The 14,915-nt window shown below is 63.8% G+C and carries 13 protein-coding genes; 8 read left to right on the forward strand and 5 right to left on the reverse strand.

The features are described 5' to 3' along the window. Positions 1–165 precede the first annotated feature (165 nt). Positions 166–621 carry an NUDIX domain-containing protein gene (locus QO014_RS10890; RefSeq protein WP_266348733.1) on the reverse strand — a complete coding sequence of 152 codons (456 nt, stop codon included), beginning with the start codon at positions 619–621 and terminating at the stop codon, positions 166–168. A gap of 402 nt (positions 622–1,023) precedes the next feature. Between QO014_RS10890 and QO014_RS10895 the strand changes: the two genes are divergently transcribed. Continuing rightward, positions 1,024–1,920: a metallophosphoesterase family protein gene (locus QO014_RS10895; RefSeq protein WP_266348734.1), complete on the forward strand. Its 897-nt coding sequence runs from the start codon at positions 1,024–1,026 to the stop codon at positions 1,918–1,920. A gap of 143 nt (positions 1,921–2,063) precedes the next feature. Here QO014_RS10895 and QO014_RS10900 read toward each other — a convergent pair whose 3' ends face one another. Then, on the reverse strand, positions 2,064–2,678 hold the full coding sequence (locus QO014_RS10900; RefSeq protein ID WP_266348735.1) for a hypothetical protein: 615 nt from the start codon (positions 2,676–2,678) through the stop codon (positions 2,064–2,066). Between the two features lie 103 nt (positions 2,679–2,781). Here QO014_RS10900 and QO014_RS10905 point away from each other — a divergent pair, with 103 nt between their 5' ends. Both QO014_RS10905 and QO014_RS10910 read left to right on the forward strand, forming a co-directional pair. Beyond that, positions 2,782–3,258: a YbaK/EbsC family protein gene (locus QO014_RS10905; protein WP_266348736.1), complete on the forward strand. Its 477-nt coding sequence runs from the start codon at positions 2,782–2,784 to the stop codon at positions 3,256–3,258. A 149-nt stretch (positions 3,259–3,407) separates the two neighbouring features. Beyond that, positions 3,408–5,030 (forward strand): peptide ABC transporter substrate-binding protein, encoded by a 1,623-nt coding sequence (locus tag QO014_RS10910; RefSeq protein ID WP_266348737.1) that lies wholly within the window; start codon positions 3,408–3,410, stop codon positions 5,028–5,030. 61 nt (positions 5,031–5,091) lie between these two features. On the opposite strand, the gene QO014_RS10915 is transcribed toward QO014_RS10910, so the two are convergent. The 3 genes from QO014_RS10915 to QO014_RS10925 form a co-directional block, all read right to left on the reverse strand. Beyond that, positions 5,092–5,355: a YMGG-like glycine zipper-containing protein gene (locus QO014_RS10915; RefSeq protein WP_266348738.1), complete on the reverse strand. Its 264-nt coding sequence runs from the start codon at positions 5,353–5,355 to the stop codon at positions 5,092–5,094. Between the two features lie 266 nt (positions 5,356–5,621). Then, a complete protein-coding gene (gene rhaI / locus QO014_RS10920; RefSeq protein WP_266348739.1) occupies positions 5,622–6,914 on the reverse strand; it encodes an L-rhamnose catabolism isomerase in 1,293 nt (430 codons plus the stop codon). Positions 6,915–7,042: 128 nt separating this feature from the next. Then, positions 7,043–9,145: a bifunctional rhamnulose-1-phosphate aldolase/short-chain dehydrogenase gene (locus QO014_RS10925; RefSeq protein WP_266348740.1), complete on the reverse strand. Its 2,103-nt coding sequence runs from the start codon at positions 9,143–9,145 to the stop codon at positions 7,043–7,045. A gap of 302 nt (positions 9,146–9,447) precedes the next feature. Between QO014_RS10925 and QO014_RS10930 the strand changes: the two genes are divergently transcribed. From QO014_RS10930 to QO014_RS10950, 5 genes are all read left to right on the forward strand, one after another. Further along, positions 9,448–10,257 carry a DeoR/GlpR family DNA-binding transcription regulator gene (locus tag QO014_RS10930; RefSeq protein WP_266348741.1) on the forward strand — a complete coding sequence of 270 codons (810 nt, stop codon included), beginning with the start codon at positions 9,448–9,450 and terminating at the stop codon, positions 10,255–10,257. 45 nt (positions 10,258–10,302) lie between these two features. Beyond that, positions 10,303–11,298, forward strand: coding sequence for a rhamnose ABC transporter substrate-binding protein (rhaS, locus tag QO014_RS10935; RefSeq protein WP_266348742.1), 996 nt, complete (start codon positions 10,303–10,305; stop codon positions 11,296–11,298). A gap of 90 nt (positions 11,299–11,388) precedes the next feature. After that, positions 11,389–12,909, forward strand: coding sequence for a sugar ABC transporter ATP-binding protein (locus QO014_RS10940; RefSeq protein ID WP_266348743.1), 1,521 nt, complete (start codon positions 11,389–11,391; stop codon positions 12,907–12,909). After that, a complete protein-coding gene (locus tag QO014_RS10945) occupies positions 12,906–13,889 on the forward strand; it encodes an ABC transporter permease (protein ID WP_266348744.1) in 984 nt (327 codons plus the stop codon). Before QO014_RS10940 ends, QO014_RS10945 begins: the two co-directional genes overlap by 4 nt. After that, entirely contained in the window at positions 13,886–14,911 is a 1,026-nt protein-coding gene (locus QO014_RS10950) for an ABC transporter permease (protein ID WP_266348745.1), read from the forward strand. The genes QO014_RS10945 and QO014_RS10950 overlap by 4 nt, the downstream gene beginning before the upstream one ends. Positions 14,912–14,915 lie beyond the last annotated feature (4 nt).

Consider the following 14,915-nt stretch of genomic DNA (forward strand, 5'->3'; position numbering starts at 1 on the left):
TGCCGGCGGACAAGCGAAAGAGCGGCAAAACGTGACACGCGGTCACGGCCGTTGCTTCGTCGTCGCAGGATCAGCCGCGGGGCCATGGATCAATCCGGTTTGGAACAAGCCGACATGAGAACGATCGCGCAATATCACGACCGGTCGGCACTGGTAAAGCGGCAATCACCAATGATCGGATGGGGGATGGCCTTCGAGAATCTCGGCGAGCCGCCTGAGCGTGCTCGGCGTCGTCCCGTCCGGCAGCGCATGCGGATCGAAAAAGCCGGCATCGGCGATTTCACGATTCGGATAGACGGGCACATCGGCGAGGCTGAAGGCCCGGCAGACATAGAAGGCGATATGATCGCGCGGCCGGCGCCGGTTCCAATAGAAGCCGAACAAGGTCGGCGCGCCCTCGAGCGTGATGCCGCCTTCCTCGCGCAGTTCGCGCTTCAACGCATCGGACACGCTCTCCGACCGCTCGACGCCGCCGCCGGGAAAATACCAGCCGGGCATATAGGTGTGGCGGACCATGAACACATGTCCGCGCGAATCGATGCAGGCCGCTCTCACGCCGAGCGTCATGCCGCGCGTGAGCGGAGCGGCGAGGCCGCTGAGCCGGGCCAGAACGGACAGCAAGGTCGCACTCCTCGGTTCGGTATGGTGCGAGCTTGCCCGCAATCGGTGGCGGAAATAAAGCGCCGCGCGCCGCCAAAGGGCCATGCGCCGCCGGCATGGCAGCCGCGCCGGCTTCGGTGTGGCTAATTCGTCAGCAATAGACTAAACGATAGGCACTCAAGGCAGGTTTGTGAAACGCAAATCATGGCCCGTGGCTGTGTGTCATACCGACCGGCCGCGTACATCTGGAGAATTCCCATGTTCCGCCTTCTGTTCGGTCGTCTCGGCGGCACGAACTATATCTGGTCGCCGGCCGTCGATTTTTCCGCCGCGCGCATCGCCGCCACGCTTGCGACTTTTAGCGCCCGCTAATCGCTAGTCCTTGCTGGACGATGGCATCGCCCTCGGCTAAGTCCGAGGGCGATGTTTATACTGGCTCATCTCTCCGACCCGCATCTCGGCCCCCTGCCGCGACCGCGCACCTTGGAGCTCGTTTCCAAGCGGTTCCTCGGCTACGTCAACTGGCGTCGGGGGCGTATGCATTCGCTTGCCGGCCCCATTCTCGGCGGCCTGCTGGACGATCTCATCTCCAACAAGCCCGACCATATCGCCGTCACCGGCGATCTCATGAATATCGGCCTGCCCGGCGAGATCGTCGCGGCGCGCCAATGGCTGGAAACCTTCGGGCCACCCGACGTCATATCCGTCGTTCCCGGCAATCATGACGCCTATGTGCCCGGCTCGCTCAAGAAGGCGCTCGCGGCCTGGGCGCCCTATCTGACGGGCGATGGCGGCTCGCCGGCCGCCCGCGTCACCTTTCCCTATGTCCGCCGCCGTGGCCCGATTGCCGTGATCGCGCTTTCGAGCGCGCGCGCCACCGGCCCGTTCATGGCAACGGGTCATGCCGACGCGTCGAACCTCGTCAAGCTGCGCGAGGATCTCGCCAGTGCCAAGCGCGAAGGCCTCTTCCGCGTCGTGATGATCCACCACCCACCCATGGTCAACGCCACGACCTGGCACAAGCGCCTGATCGGTGCTGCGCGGATTCGAGCGGTCATTCGCGATGTCGGCGCGGAACTCGTCCTGCATGGCCACACCCATGTCGACAGCTTCGCCGAGCTCGAAGGCCCGGACCAGCCAGTGCCGGTCGTGGGCGTGCCTGCCGCCTCGACCATCCCCGGTGGCCACAGGCCGGCCGCGCGCTACAATCTCTTCAAGATCAGTGGCGGGCCGGGTGCATGGCATTGCCACATGACCGAGCGCGGCTATCAGGGCCCCGGATCGAAGATCGAGGTCATACGCGAGCGGCGGATTTTCTAGAGCTCTTCCGGGCGAAGTGGACAGCAGTCCGCGTCAAGACAATGCGCGACGCCCGACAGGGCGTCGGCAGAGGACGCAAATTTGCGATAAGCCCTCTGGTGAGGCGCATCTGTCGCAGGCGCGCATCTCAGCCGATATCGACCTCAGCCGACATGCACCCAGGCATAGCCGAGCAGGACGATGGCGCCGACCAATATACCGCCGAGAAAGGCCGATACGATCCAGCCCGGATGAATCGACGTATGCGGCGCGGGCTCGGCCACGGCGCGGGCGAGGGGCGGCACGCCGCGCTCGGAACGCGCGGCCGGCTCGGGCTGCGCGATCCGCCTGGCGAGCCAATCCCCTTCGAGCGCGCGCTCGCGCTCGATAATGCGCTCGGCGACATATTGCGTCACGCAATCCGCCATATCGTCGATATTGGCGGTCTCCAGAATGACCGTCCGGCCGAAACGCGTATCCTTGAGAAAGCGATAGGTCCGCCGGTCGCGGGCCATCATGACGAAGGACGTCATGTCGACCCAGAAGCGCGGCTGGGTGCCGGCAGAGACCTGGAAAACGAACTGCTCGTCGCCCTCGGGCACTTCGGCGAACACACCGCGCAATTCGTCCGCGAGCATGTCGAGCCGTACACGCTCAGCCTCACGCAGTTCGACGACGACGTCCGTGCGCTCGGATTCGGCCACGCGCACCTTCCTGATCGCATCCGACAGGTTGCGAACATTGGAGGGCGTTCCGTTCCTTCCGCTGGCGTCGTTCATCAATTGACTCCCATTGGCCGCGAAGTTCTTTAGGCTTCTTCTATCAAAAACGGCTCGACAACGCACCATCGAACCGAGTCGGCACGACAGATCGAGACGCCGCATGAACGAACTCACCGGATCCGCGCGACGCGTCCTGGACGCCGCAGAAACCTTCGGGCTGTCCGTCACCGTGCGCACTATGCCCGAATCCACGCGGACGGCGGAAGAGGCCGCCGCCGCCTGCGGCTGTTCGGTTGGGGAAATCGTGAAATCGCTGGTCTTCCGGGGAACGCAGACGGGACGGCCGCTCCTGCTGCTGGTCTCGGGCGCCAATCGTGTCGATGAAGCGAAGGTCGCGGCCGCCATAGGCGAGCCGATCGAGCGACCGAACGCCGCCTTCGTCCGCGCGGCGACCGGCTTTGCCATCGGAGGCATTCCGCCTTTTGCTCACGCGACGCCGCTCGCGACATGGCTGGATGTGGATCTGCTCGCCTTTGAAACCGTCTGGGCAGCCGCGGGAACACCGCATGCCGTCTTCTCCGTGTCGCCATCGGCGCTCCGCGCCGCGCTCGCGGCGCCCGTCATGGCGATGCTCTGATCGGCACGTCGCGCCGGCATGCGACGGCCCATTCGCTGCCGTGACGGCCGTCACAATCAAATCGGCGTGCGAGATCAAATCGGCGTGCGAGACTTGAGATCGACCCAATTCTAGGGCTTATCGCCCCGTCCGGATCAGCCAGAGAGAGAATGATGCGCCTCGCCAGCCCGAATGCTGCCGCCCGATCCACGCGCCCGATGATGACCGGCCCGCGCCTGTCTCTCGCCCTGGTCGCCGCGTTGCTGCTGGTCGGCGCGGCGCCGGCCACGGCTGATTCGATCTATCGGCGCGGCGTGACCGGCCCGATCGAGACGCTCGATCCGCAAAAAGCGGCAACGGTCGACGAAAACACCATCCTGCTCGATCTGTTCGAGGGTCTGGTGACCATCGATGCGCAGGGCCGGCCCGTGCCGGGCGCCGCGGAAAGCTGGACGATTTCGCCGGATGGGCTGGTCTATACCTTCAAGCTGCGCGACGGGGCTCGCTGGTCAAATGGCGATCCGGTGAAGGCCGCCGATTTCGTCACCTCGTTCCAGCGCCTGTTCAGCCCGGCGACGGAAGCGACCGAGGACAGCCTGCTGCTCGTGATCAAGAATGCGGAGGCCGTCAAGGACGGCACCGCCAAGGCCGATACACTCGGCGTCAAGGCCATCGATCCGGCGACGCTCGAAATCACGCTGGAGCGCCCGACACCGACCTTCCTCGTCCGCCTGACGCTGCCGGCCGCCCTCCCCGTCAATGTCGCCTCGATCAAGACGCTCGGCGCGGATTTCGGCACCACGGGCAAGATCGTCTCGAATGGCCCCTATCGCCTCGCGGCGATCGACCGGAAGGACGGCTATATTCTCGCCAAGAACCCGCGCTTTGCCGCCGCCGACCAGGTCGCCATCGACAGCGTCGTCTATCGACCGTTCGAAAATGCCGGTGACTGTGTCGAGGCCTATCGAGCGGGCGAGGTCGAATCCTGCCCCGATGTGCCGACCGAGGCGCTCGGCGAGCTCAAGACCGAGTTCGGGGCGGCGCTGCATCTCTCCCCCTATGCCGGCACCTATTTTCTCGTATTGAACACGGCGAAGAAGCCCTTCGACGATGTGCGCGTGCGGCAGGCGCTGTCCATGGCGATCGACCGCGAGGCGCTGGCGGAGACCGCCTGGTCGGGTGGCATGAGCCCCGCGACGACGCTGGTGCCGCCGGCGCTCTCGGGCCTGCCGCCGCTCTCGCTCGGGCCAATCGCCGTGCGGCGCGCCGAAGCGGCGACGCTGCTCGCCGAGGCCGGTATCAGCAAGACCAAGCCGCTCCGCCTGCAGATTCGCGTCGGCACCGGGCTCGCCCACGAAGAAACCGCCCGGCTGATCGTCGAGCAATGGAAGGCGATCGGCGTCGATGCGACGGTCCAGACCGAGCCCAATAACGAGCACTATGCCCGACTTCGGGACGGTGGCGACTATGACGTCGCGCGCGCAGGCTGGATCGTCGACGAGGCGGACCCGATCGACATGCTCTCCCTGCTCCGCGGCGACAATGTCCGCTTCAACTATGGCCGCTACAAAAGCGCCGCGTTCGATTCGCTGCTCGAAAAGGCCTCCGCCGAGCTCGACCCCACGTCCCGGACCAGGGAGCTGACCGAGGCACAGGCGCTCGTCGAGCGCGACGCGCCGGTCATTCCGCTGCTCAATTATGTCTCGTTGTCGCTGGTCTCGCCCAAGCTCACCGGCTGGCAGGACAATGTGCTCAATCTGCATCCAACCCGCTTCATCAGCCTGGCGGATTGATCAAACGAAAATGGCCGGGCGATGAGCCCGGCCATGATGATTGCCTGAAAGCTGATTGGGATCAGCGGCAGGCGGTGTAGTGGCGCCGGCCCTGATTATCGACCCAGTAGCAGCGACCCGTCGCATCGGCGATGATCGCGCCCGTGACGGCGCCCACGCCGGCACCGATAGCCGCCGCGCCGACCGAACCGCCCGCGACGCCGCCAATGGCAGCACCGGCCAGACCGCCGACCACAGCGCCATCACCAGCGCGCGAGCCCGTGGTGCAACCAGCAGCCAGGGCACCGAGCAACGCCAAAGAAACGAGCGTCGTAGCTTTCTTCATTTCCAAACATCCTCCTGTCGACGATCGGCTCAACGAGCACACGCCATAACGAAATCCGCTATGGCGCAATGCCCCGCCTAACGTTCGGTTCCATATCCGCCAGCCGGGGGGCAATTCGGACACGATTTGGTTCATCCATTCGACGACGTCGACCGCCAGTCGCCTGAATCGAAATGCACCGTAGCCGTTCCGGCGAAAGCGGAGAAGAGGGCAATATGGTCCTCGGCTCCTGCACGGGCGATGCGGATGACGCCCGCTTCAGGCGCTCAGACGATGCCGCTGGACGAACCGCCGGTGGACGGACGCGCCGCAGCGACCTTCGCCCGATAGCCCGACGCGCGATAGACCGCGAGCGGATCGATGGCGCCGCCCTTGGCGAGACGGGCCTTGGCGAGGATCGGGCCGACATCGGTGGTGAAGGCGCGCTTCAGCGTCTGGTTCGCCATCATGACGTCGTTGCCGTCCTGGTAGCCTTCCAGCGCCTTGCGGTCGACGAGGAGCGCCTGCGCATAGGCGCGCAGGATCTCGATCGCGCTCGACATCAGGCTCTCGATCGGATCGGTCACATTGTGCGACTGGTCGATCATATAGGCCGGGTCGAAATTCTTGGCCTTGCGGGCCTCGGCGTCGATCAGCTCGTTGAAGACCAGGAAGAGCTGGAACGGGTTGATCGAGCCGGCGTCGAGATCGTCGTCGCCATACTTCGAATCGTTGAAATGGAAGCCGGCGAGCTTCTCGAACTGGATCAGCCGAGCGACGATCATCTCGATATTGGTGTTCGGCGCGTGATGTCCGAGATCGACGAGCGAGAACGCCTTCGGACCGAGCTCCTTCGACACCAGGTAGCTGGAGCCCCAGTCCTGGATGATCGTCGAATAAAAGGCCGGCTCGTACATCTTGTGCTCGGTGAAGAGCCGCCAATCATCCGGGAGGGCCGCATAGACCGCCTTGGACGAGTCGAGATAGCGCTCGAACGCCCGGGTGAAATTGCCTTGGCCGGGGAAATTCGTGCCCTCGCCCGTCCAGATCGTCAGCGCCTTCGAGCCGATCGTCTTGCCGATCTCGATGCACTCGATGTTGTGGGCGATCGCCTGCTGGCGGACGGCCGGATCGGTGTGCGAGAGCGAGCCGAACTTGTAGGAGAGCGGCGAATCCTTCGCATCGGCGAAGGTGTTCGAATTCATGGCGTCAAAGCCGAGGCCGAGCTGATCGGCCTTCGCCTTCAACTCCTTCGGATCGGCCTTGTCCCACGGAATGTGCAGCGAGACATTCGGGGTGGCGCGCGTCAGCTGGTTGATGACGCCGCAATCGTCGAGCTTCTCGAAGATGCCGCGCGGCTCGCCAGGACCTGCAAAGCGGGCAAAGCGCGTACCGCCCGTGCCCACGCCCCAGGAGGGAACTGCGACCGCGAAGGCGGCGACCTTCTTGGTGATCGCGTCGATATCGATGCCGCGACGATCGAGCTGCTCACCCAGCGACGAATAGTCATTGGCGAGCGCCGCGTCCTCGGCCTTGTTCTGGTCGGTGACGAATTCCGGTGAAATCGGAAGATCGGTCATGTGGGGTCCTCCCCGAATTTGAACTGCTGAGAAAACTTCGTCAGACGAGAAGCGGCTGCGCCGGACCATCCGATGCGACCTCGCGAAAGGCAATATCAGAGAACCGGCGCAGCCGAATTCGCTGGATATTAACGCGGGAAGCTAACGGCGTTGCCCGCGTCGACGTTGATGATGTTGCCAGTCGACTTCGACGAAGCATCCGATGCCAGGAAGTAGATCGCCTCGGCGATATCCTCCGGGAACACGTTCAGCTTCAGCATCGAACGCTTGCGGTAATGCTCCTCGAGCTCATCCACCTGCAGGTGAGACGAAGCCGCCCGCTGTTCGCGCCACTCGCCCGACCAGATCTTGGATCCGCGCAGCACCGCATCCGGATTGACCGTGTTGACGCGGATGCCGGCCTCTGCGCCTTCGAGCGCCAGGCAGCGGGCGAGATGGATCTCGGCCGCCTTGGCGGTGCAGTAGGCTGCCGCATTCGGCGAAGCGGCAAGGCCGTTCTTGGAAGCGACGAAGACGACATTGCCGCCGAGCTTCTGTCGACGGAACAGGCGGAACGCCTCGCGGGAAACCAGGAAGTAGCCGGTCGCCAGGATCGAGATGTTCTTGTCCCAGGTCGCGAGCGTCGTCTCCTCGATCGGCGCCGACGAGGCGATGCCGGCGTTCGAGACGAGGATATCGAGGCCACCATACTGGACCGACGTCTCGATATAGGACGCGAGAACCTGCGCCTCATCCGTCACATTGAGCTTCACGCCGCGCACCACATCGGCGCCGTAGCGCTTTGCGAAATCGGCTTCGGTCGTCTTCAGGGCGGCTTCGTCGATGTCGGCGAGCACCACGACAGCGCCCTCGCCGATCAGACGCTCGGCCGTCGCCTTGCCAATGCCGCCGGCGCCGCCGGTGACGAAGGCGATGCGGCCGGCGAGGCTCTTCGGCTTCGGCATGCGCTGGAGCTTGGCTTCCTCGAGCAGCCAATACTCGATGTCGAAAGCTTCCTGCTCCGGCAGGCCGACATAGGTCGAAACGGTCGAGGCGCCGCGCATCACATTGATGGCGTTGACGTAGAACTCGCCGGAGATGCGGGCCGTCGCCTTGTCGCGGGCGAAGGTGATCATGCCGACGCCGGGAACGAGATAGACGACCGCATTGGGATCGCGGATCGCCGGGCTGTTGTCGTGCTTGCAGCGCTCGTAATACTCGGCGTAACCGGCGCGGTATGCGGTGATCGACGCTTCCAGCGTGGCGAGGACTTCGTCCAGATTGTCGCGCGCCGGGTCATAGTCGAGGACCAGCGGGCGGATCTTGGTGCGCAGGAAATGGTCCGGGCACGAGGTGCCGAGCGCGGCGAGCGCGCGCAGATCAGCCGAGTTGACGAATTCGAGCACGGCCGGCTGGTCGTCGAAATGACCGACCTTCGATTCCGACTTGCCGATGAAACCACGGATGACCGGCATCAGCGCGGCGGCGACGGCCTTGCGCTTGTCGGCGTCGGCCGACTGCGTGACGGCGCCACCGAAGATCGCCTTGCCCTCGGTCTCGGTCTCGAACCAGGCGATCGCCTTGTTGATGATCTCGAGCGTCAGCAGGTAGCAATCCTTGGCGGTGTCAGCCCAGGTGAAGAGGCCATGGCTCTCGAGCACGACGCCCTTGGCCGTCGGATTCTCCTTGGCGAACTTCGACAGCCACAGGCCGAGCTCGAAGCCCGGACGCTTCCACGGAAGCCAGCCGATCTCGTCACCGTAGATCTGCTTGGTCAGTTCCTTGGAATTCTTGGACGCGGCGATCGCGATGATCGCGTCGGGATGCATATGATCGACGTGCTTGTAGGGCACGTAGGCATGGAGCGGCGTGTCGATCGACGCGGCGCGCGGGTTCAGGTTGAACGTGCAGAACGGCAGGTAGCCGACCATCTCGTCCTCGAATTCGAGGCCGCGATAGATGTTCTTCAAGCCTTCGAGCTTGTCCTGGTAGAGCGTTGCGAAACCATCGATCTTGATCGATCCGACATCGCCGCCCGAACCCTTGACCCAAAGGACTTCGACGTCCTGGCCCGTCAGCGGGTCCTTCTCGATCACCTTGGCCGACGTGTTGCCGCCGCCATAATTGGTGATGCGCTTGTCCGATCCGAGCAGGTTCGAACGGTAGAGCAGCAATTGAGATTCGCTCAGGCCTGCGGCCTTGGCGTCATCCCAACGATTATCGAGGAGACGCGAGGATTTGGGATCGGTCATGATCGGTCTGGTCCGCTCTTCATCGGCCGGCGCCGCAGGCATGCGGTCTGACGCCAAGCCTTCCTTGGGAAGCCCTTGACGGGCGAGGACGTTGTTGTGCGCGATTGTTGGACGAAATCGTCCGTCCATGATCTGTCAGGGGCCATTCGCTTTGTCAATCATATCCGATCAATCTTGCGCATATTGCAGTGCAGTATGATTGGATATGATTGATGTTGCATTGCGATATTATGAATTATGACGGTTTTTGATTGACACCATTTCAAAAGCTTGAAAGATCACAAGCCACTGGGGGAGGACCCATGCACGAAATTGAACGCCAGCGGATTATCTTGGGCGAAGTTGCTGATCGGCCCGTCGTGACCGTCGCACAGCTTGTCGACCTGACGGGCGCGTCCGAGGCCACGATCCGTCGGGACATCAACGCGCTCCACAACGAACGCAAGCTGCGCAAGGTGCGCGGCGGCGCCGAGGCTCTGCATCCCCCGCAGACCGTCGGCATAGCCGGCCGCACCTTCGCCGTGAACGAGACGGTCAATGTGGGCCGCAAGCAGGCAATCGCGCAGGCCGCGGTCGAGCTTTGCGAAGATGGCGAATCGATCATCATCAATGGCGGAACAACGACGTTCCAGATGGTGCATCACCTCGCCCGCCGCCGCATGCAGATCCTGACGAATTCCTTCGTCATCGCCGAGCATCTGCTGAAGAATTCGAAGAATACGATCACGCTGCCCGGTGGCGCGATCTATCGCGAACAGAACATCATCCTGTCGCCATTCGAGAATGACGTGACGCGCAATTTCTATGCGCGCCGCATGTTCATGAGCGCGCAGGGCATCAGTCCGATCGGCGTGATGGAAGGCGATCCGCTGCTGATCCAGGCCGAGCAGAAGCTGATCAATCAGGCCGAGGAGCTGATCCTCCTTGTCGACTCAACGAAGTTCGAGCGCCGCTCGAGCCTCATTCTCTGTCCGCTCGATCGCGTCGATACGATCATCACCGACAACGGCATCACGGATCGCGATGCGAAAATGATCGAGCAAGCCGGAATTCGCCTCGTCGTCGCGGAGGCAAATGCTGACGACGACGAAGCGGAATCGTCGGTCGCCTGACGCGGCCACGATGAACTCGATCCACACATGGAGGAGACTACTCTGATGAAATTGCTCAAGACCCTGGCTCTCGGCACGGCGTTTGCGCTGTCGCTCGCCGCCGGCTCGGCCTCGGCCGAAGACATCCGCATCGGCCTCGTCGTGAAGAGCCTCGGCAATGGCTTCTTTGACGCGGCCAACAAGGGCGCACTCGAAGCCGCCAAGGAAATCGGCGGCGTCCAGATCATCTATACGGGCCCGACCACGACGACCGCCGAGGGCCAGATCGAGGTGATCAACTCGCTGATCGCCCAGAAGGTCAACGCGATCGCCATTTCGGCGAACGATCCCGACGCAGTCGTCCCGGCGCTGAAGAAGGCCATGGATCGCGGCATCACCGTCATCTCGTGGGATTCGGGCGTCGCCGAGGCCGGCCGCCAGCTCCATCTGAATCCGTCGTCGAATGAGCTCATCGGCAAGCAGCTGGTCAACCTGACCACTGCTGTCCTGCCCGAGGGCAAGGGCGACGTCGCGATCCTCTCGGCCACCTCGACCTCGACGAACCAGAACATCTGGATCGAAGAGTTCAAGAAGGCCCAGGCCGCGGCTCCCGGCATCAACCTGGTGACCGTTGCCTATGGCGATGATCTCTCGGACAAGAGCTACCGCGAAGCCGTCTCGATCCTGAAGAACAGCCCGAACGTCAAGGTCATCGTCGCACCGACGACGGTCGGCATCCTCGCCGCCGCCCAAGCTGTCGAAGACCAGGGCCTCGTCGGCAAGGTCTACGTGACCGGCCTCGGCCTGCCGTCGGAACTCGCCGGCCACGTCAAGGCTGGCTCGATCAAGTCCTTCGCGATCTGGAACCCGATCGACCTCGGCTATTCCGCCACCTATCTCGCCTACGACCTCGCCTCGGGCAAGTACAAGGCCGAGCCGGGCGTGGAGCTTCCGATCGGCCGCGTCGGCAAGGTCAAGCTCGGCGACGACCTGCAGGGCGCCATGTCCGACCCGTTCGTCTATGACGCGTCGAACGTCGACGAGTTCGCCAAGATTTTCTGATCTGCGAACCATCAAATAGCCGCCGCTCCGGGGTGCAGCCCGCATCCTGGAGCGGTGGATCGTCCATTTGCGAACCATTGAGCCCCACCAATGAACGCCGCCTCGCCCAAACCTGTTCTCGAAATGCGCGGGATCGCCAAGAGCTTTCCCGGCGTGAAGGCGCTGGAAGGCGTCGATCTCACCCTCTATCCGGGACAAGTCACCGCGCTGATCGGTGAGAACGGGGCAGGCAAGTCGACATTGGTCAAGATCCTGACCGGCGTTTACCAGCCCGATGGCGGCACCATCGTCCTCGACGGCACCCCCGTGCTCTTTCCGACGGCCGAAGCCGCGATGGATGCGGGTGTTTCGGCGATCCATCAGGAAACCGTGCTCTTCGACGAGCTTTCGGTCGTGGAGAACATCTTCGTCGGCCATCAGCTGACAAACCGTTTCGGGCTGCTCGACTGGCCGGCGATGCGCGCTCGCACCCGCGCCATCATGGCCAATATCGACCCGGACATCGACCCCGATACCCGCCTCAAGGATCTCGGTATCGCCCGCAAGCACCTCGTCGCGATCGCGCGGGCGCTGTCGGTCGAGGCGACCAAGATCGTCATCATGGATGAGCCGACCGCCGCGCTCTCCTACAAGGAAGTCGAGGATCTCTATGAGATCGTCGAACGGCTGAAGGGTCAGGGCAAGGCGATCCTCTTCATCAGCCACAAGTTCGAAGAAATCTTCCGCATCGCCGATCGCTACACCGTGTTTCGCGACGGCAAGCCGGTGGGCGACGGGCTCGTTGCCGAGGCCGATACCAACAAGCTGATCTCGATGATGGTCGGCCGCACGGTCGAGCACATCTTTCCGAAGATCGAAGTGGCGCCCGGCGGGACGGTGCTGGAAGTTCAGGGGCTGTCGCATCCGACAGAATTCGCCGACATCTCCTTCTCGCTCAGGAAGGGCGAAATCCTGGGCTTCTATGGCCTGGTCGGCGCCGGCCGCTCGGAAGTGATGCAGGCCCTCTTCGGCGTCACGCATCCCTCCGCCGGTACGATCCGCATCGAGGGCAAGACCATTCAGCCGCGCACGCCGATCCAGGCCATCGACGCCGGCATCGTTTACGTCCCGGAAGAGCGTGGCCGCCAGGGCGCCGTGACGGCACTACCGATCTTCCAGAACATAACGCTGCCCTCGCTCGCCCGCATCTCGCGTCACGGCTTCCTCGACCTCGCCAAGGAATTCGAGATCACGCGCCACTACGCGGCACGCCTCGACCTGCGCGCGTCGAACCTGTCGCAGGACGTCGGCACGCTCTCTGGCGGCAACCAGCAGAAGGTCGTGATCGGCAAATGGCTCGCAACCGAGCCGAAGGTGATCATCCTCGACGAGCCGACCAAGGGCATCGACGTCGGTTCCAAATCGGCAGTGCATGGCTTTATGAGCGAACTCGCGAGCCAGGGTCTTTCGGTGATCATGGTCTCGTCAGAGCTGCCCGAAATCCTCGGCATGGCCGACCGCATCGTGGTCATGCGCGAAGGCCGGATCGCCGGAACGTTCGACCGCAGCGCTGTCGACGCCGAAGAACTCGTGCGCCACGCCACCGGCAATACCGCGAAGGAGGCCGCATGATGGCTCAGTTCCTCAAGAGCCGCGACGTCATGCTCGCCGGCGTCATCCTGCTGCTGCTCGTCGGTATCGGGATCATCAATCCCCGCTTCGTCCAGCCGGGCAACCTCGTCGAGGTTTTCAACGATTCCTCGATCCTGATCATGGTCGCGCTGGCGCAGATGCTGGTGATCCTGACCAAGTGCATCGATCTGTCGGTATCGGCCAATATCGCGCTCACGGGCATGATCGTGGCGATGCTGAACTTCTACTATCCCGAGATTCCCGTCGCCGCGCTGATCGCGATCGCCATCATCGCCGGCGGCATGCTCGGCGCGATCAACGGCCTCTTCATCTGGAAGCTCGGCATCCCGTCGATCGTCGTGACGCTCGGCACCATGTCGGTCTATCGCGGCTCGGTGTTCCTGCTTTCGGGCGGCGCGTGGATCAACGCCCACCAGATGAGCGATGCGTTCAAGGCCGTGCCGCGCACCGTCATCCTCGGCCTGCCCGTGCTCGGCTGGATCGGCATCTTGACCGTCCTGCTGATCGCCGTCTTCCTGAAGATGACGCGGCTCGGCCGCTCGCTCTATGCGGCCGGTGGCAATCCCACGGCCGCGGTCTATGCCGGCATCGATGTCGGCCGCTCGCGCTTCTATGCGTATACGATCGGCGGCGCGATCGCGGGCCTCGCGGGCTATCTCTGGGTGTCGCGCTATGCGGTCGCCTATGTCGAGATCGCGCAGGGCTTCGAGCTCGACACGGTCGCCGCCTGCGTCATTGGCGGCATCTCGATCGCCGGCGGCATCGGCTCCGTCGTCGGCGGCGTGCTCGGCGCCCTGTTCCTCGGCATCGTCAAGAACGCCCTCCCCGTCATCCATATCTCTCCCTTCTGGCAGATGGCCATTTCCGGCGCCGTCATCATCGTGGCGGTCGTGATCAACGCCCGCAGCGAGCGCAAGGTCGGCCGGCTCATCCTGAAGGAAGCGCAGGTTCACGCATGAGCACGATCTCCGCCCCCACGCCGCCCAACGCGACGCTGACGCCCCGCAACATCCCCGACCGCCTGTCGCTCGGCTGGCGCCGGATCTTCCAGCGCTGGGAGACGCTGCTGCTGGTCGTCGCGGTGCTGATCTTCATCTTCAACGCCTTCGCCTCGCCCTACTTCCTCGATCCGTGGAGCCTGTCGGACGCGACGTATAATTTCACGGAGAAGGCGATCGTCGCGCTCGCCATGACCTTCGTGATCATCGCGGGCGACATTGATCTCTCGGTCGCCTCGATCATCGCGCTCGCCTCGACGGCGATGGGCGCGGCGGCGGCGGCTGGCCTCGGCACACCCGCCATCGTTGTGATCGGGCTCGGCGTCGGCATTCTCTGCGGCGCGTTCAACGGCTTCCTCGTCACGCGCTTCCAGGTGCCCTCGATCGTCGCCACCATCGGCACAATGAGCCTCTTCCGGGGCATTTCCTATGTCGTGCTCGGCGACCAGGCCTATACGAAATATCCGTCGAGCTTCGCCTGGTTCGGACAGGGCTATGTCTGGTGGGTGATCACGGCCGAGTTCGCGATTTTCGCCGTCCTGTCCGTCATTCTCGGCGTGCTGCTGCACAAGACCTCGTTCGGCCGCCGCGTCTTCGCCCTTGGCAACAACCCGGTCGCGGCGCGCTTTTCCGGCGTGCGGGTCGAGCGGATCCGCTTCCTGCTGTTCCTGATGACGGGAACCGCCGCCGGCATCGCGTCCGTCCTGTTGACCTCGCGCCTCGGCGCCACGCGCCCGACCATCGCGACCGGCATGGAACTCGAAGCCGTGACCATGGCCGTGCTCGGCGGCGTCAATATTCTCGGCGGCTCCGGCACGATCCCGGGCGTAGTGATCGCGGCTTTCGTGATGGGCCTCGTCACCTTTGGCTTCGGCCTGCTGAACGTGCCCGGCATCGTAATGTCGATCTTTGTCGGCGCGCTCTTGATTGCCGTCATCGCACTGCCGATCCTCTGGCGTAGATTCGCCCGACGCCGCGCCTGAGCAG

It is taken from the genome of Kaistia dalseonensis, from assembly GCF_030814715.1.
Classification (GTDB): Bacteria; Pseudomonadota; Alphaproteobacteria; order Rhizobiales; family Kaistiaceae; genus Kaistia; species Kaistia dalseonensis.

What these genes read in the sequence shown, in the direction of transcription:
- QO014_RS10905 (WP_266348736.1), top strand. Translation starts at nt 2,782, where the DNA reads ATGAACGAACTCACCGGATCCGCGCGACGCGTCCTGGACGCCGCAGAA.
- QO014_RS10915 (WP_266348738.1), bottom strand. Translation starts at nt 5,355, where the DNA reads ATGAAGAAAGCTACGACGCTCGTTTCTTTGGCGTTGCTCGGTGCCCTG.
- QO014_RS10895 (WP_266348734.1), top strand. Translation starts at nt 1,024, where the DNA reads ATGTTTATACTGGCTCATCTCTCCGACCCGCATCTCGGCCCCCTGCCG.
- QO014_RS10930 (WP_266348741.1), top strand. Translation starts at nt 9,448, where the DNA reads ATGCACGAAATTGAACGCCAGCGGATTATCTTGGGCGAAGTTGCTGAT.
- rhaS (WP_266348742.1), top strand. Translation starts at nt 10,303, where the DNA reads ATGAAATTGCTCAAGACCCTGGCTCTCGGCACGGCGTTTGCGCTGTCG.
- QO014_RS10925 (WP_266348740.1), bottom strand. Translation starts at nt 9,145, where the DNA reads ATGACCGATCCCAAATCCTCGCGTCTCCTCGATAATCGTTGGGATGAC.
- rhaI (WP_266348739.1), bottom strand. Translation starts at nt 6,914, where the DNA reads ATGACCGATCTTCCGATTTCACCGGAATTCGTCACCGACCAGAACAAG.
- QO014_RS10945 (WP_266348744.1), top strand. Translation starts at nt 12,906, where the DNA reads ATGATGGCTCAGTTCCTCAAGAGCCGCGACGTCATGCTCGCCGGCGTC.
- QO014_RS10950 (WP_266348745.1), top strand. Translation starts at nt 13,886, where the DNA reads ATGAGCACGATCTCCGCCCCCACGCCGCCCAACGCGACGCTGACGCCC.
- QO014_RS10910 (WP_266348737.1), top strand. Translation starts at nt 3,408, where the DNA reads ATGATGCGCCTCGCCAGCCCGAATGCTGCCGCCCGATCCACGCGCCCG.
- QO014_RS10940 (WP_266348743.1), top strand. Translation starts at nt 11,389, where the DNA reads ATGAACGCCGCCTCGCCCAAACCTGTTCTCGAAATGCGCGGGATCGCC.
- QO014_RS10900 (WP_266348735.1), bottom strand. Translation starts at nt 2,678, where the DNA reads ATGAACGACGCCAGCGGAAGGAACGGAACGCCCTCCAATGTTCGCAAC.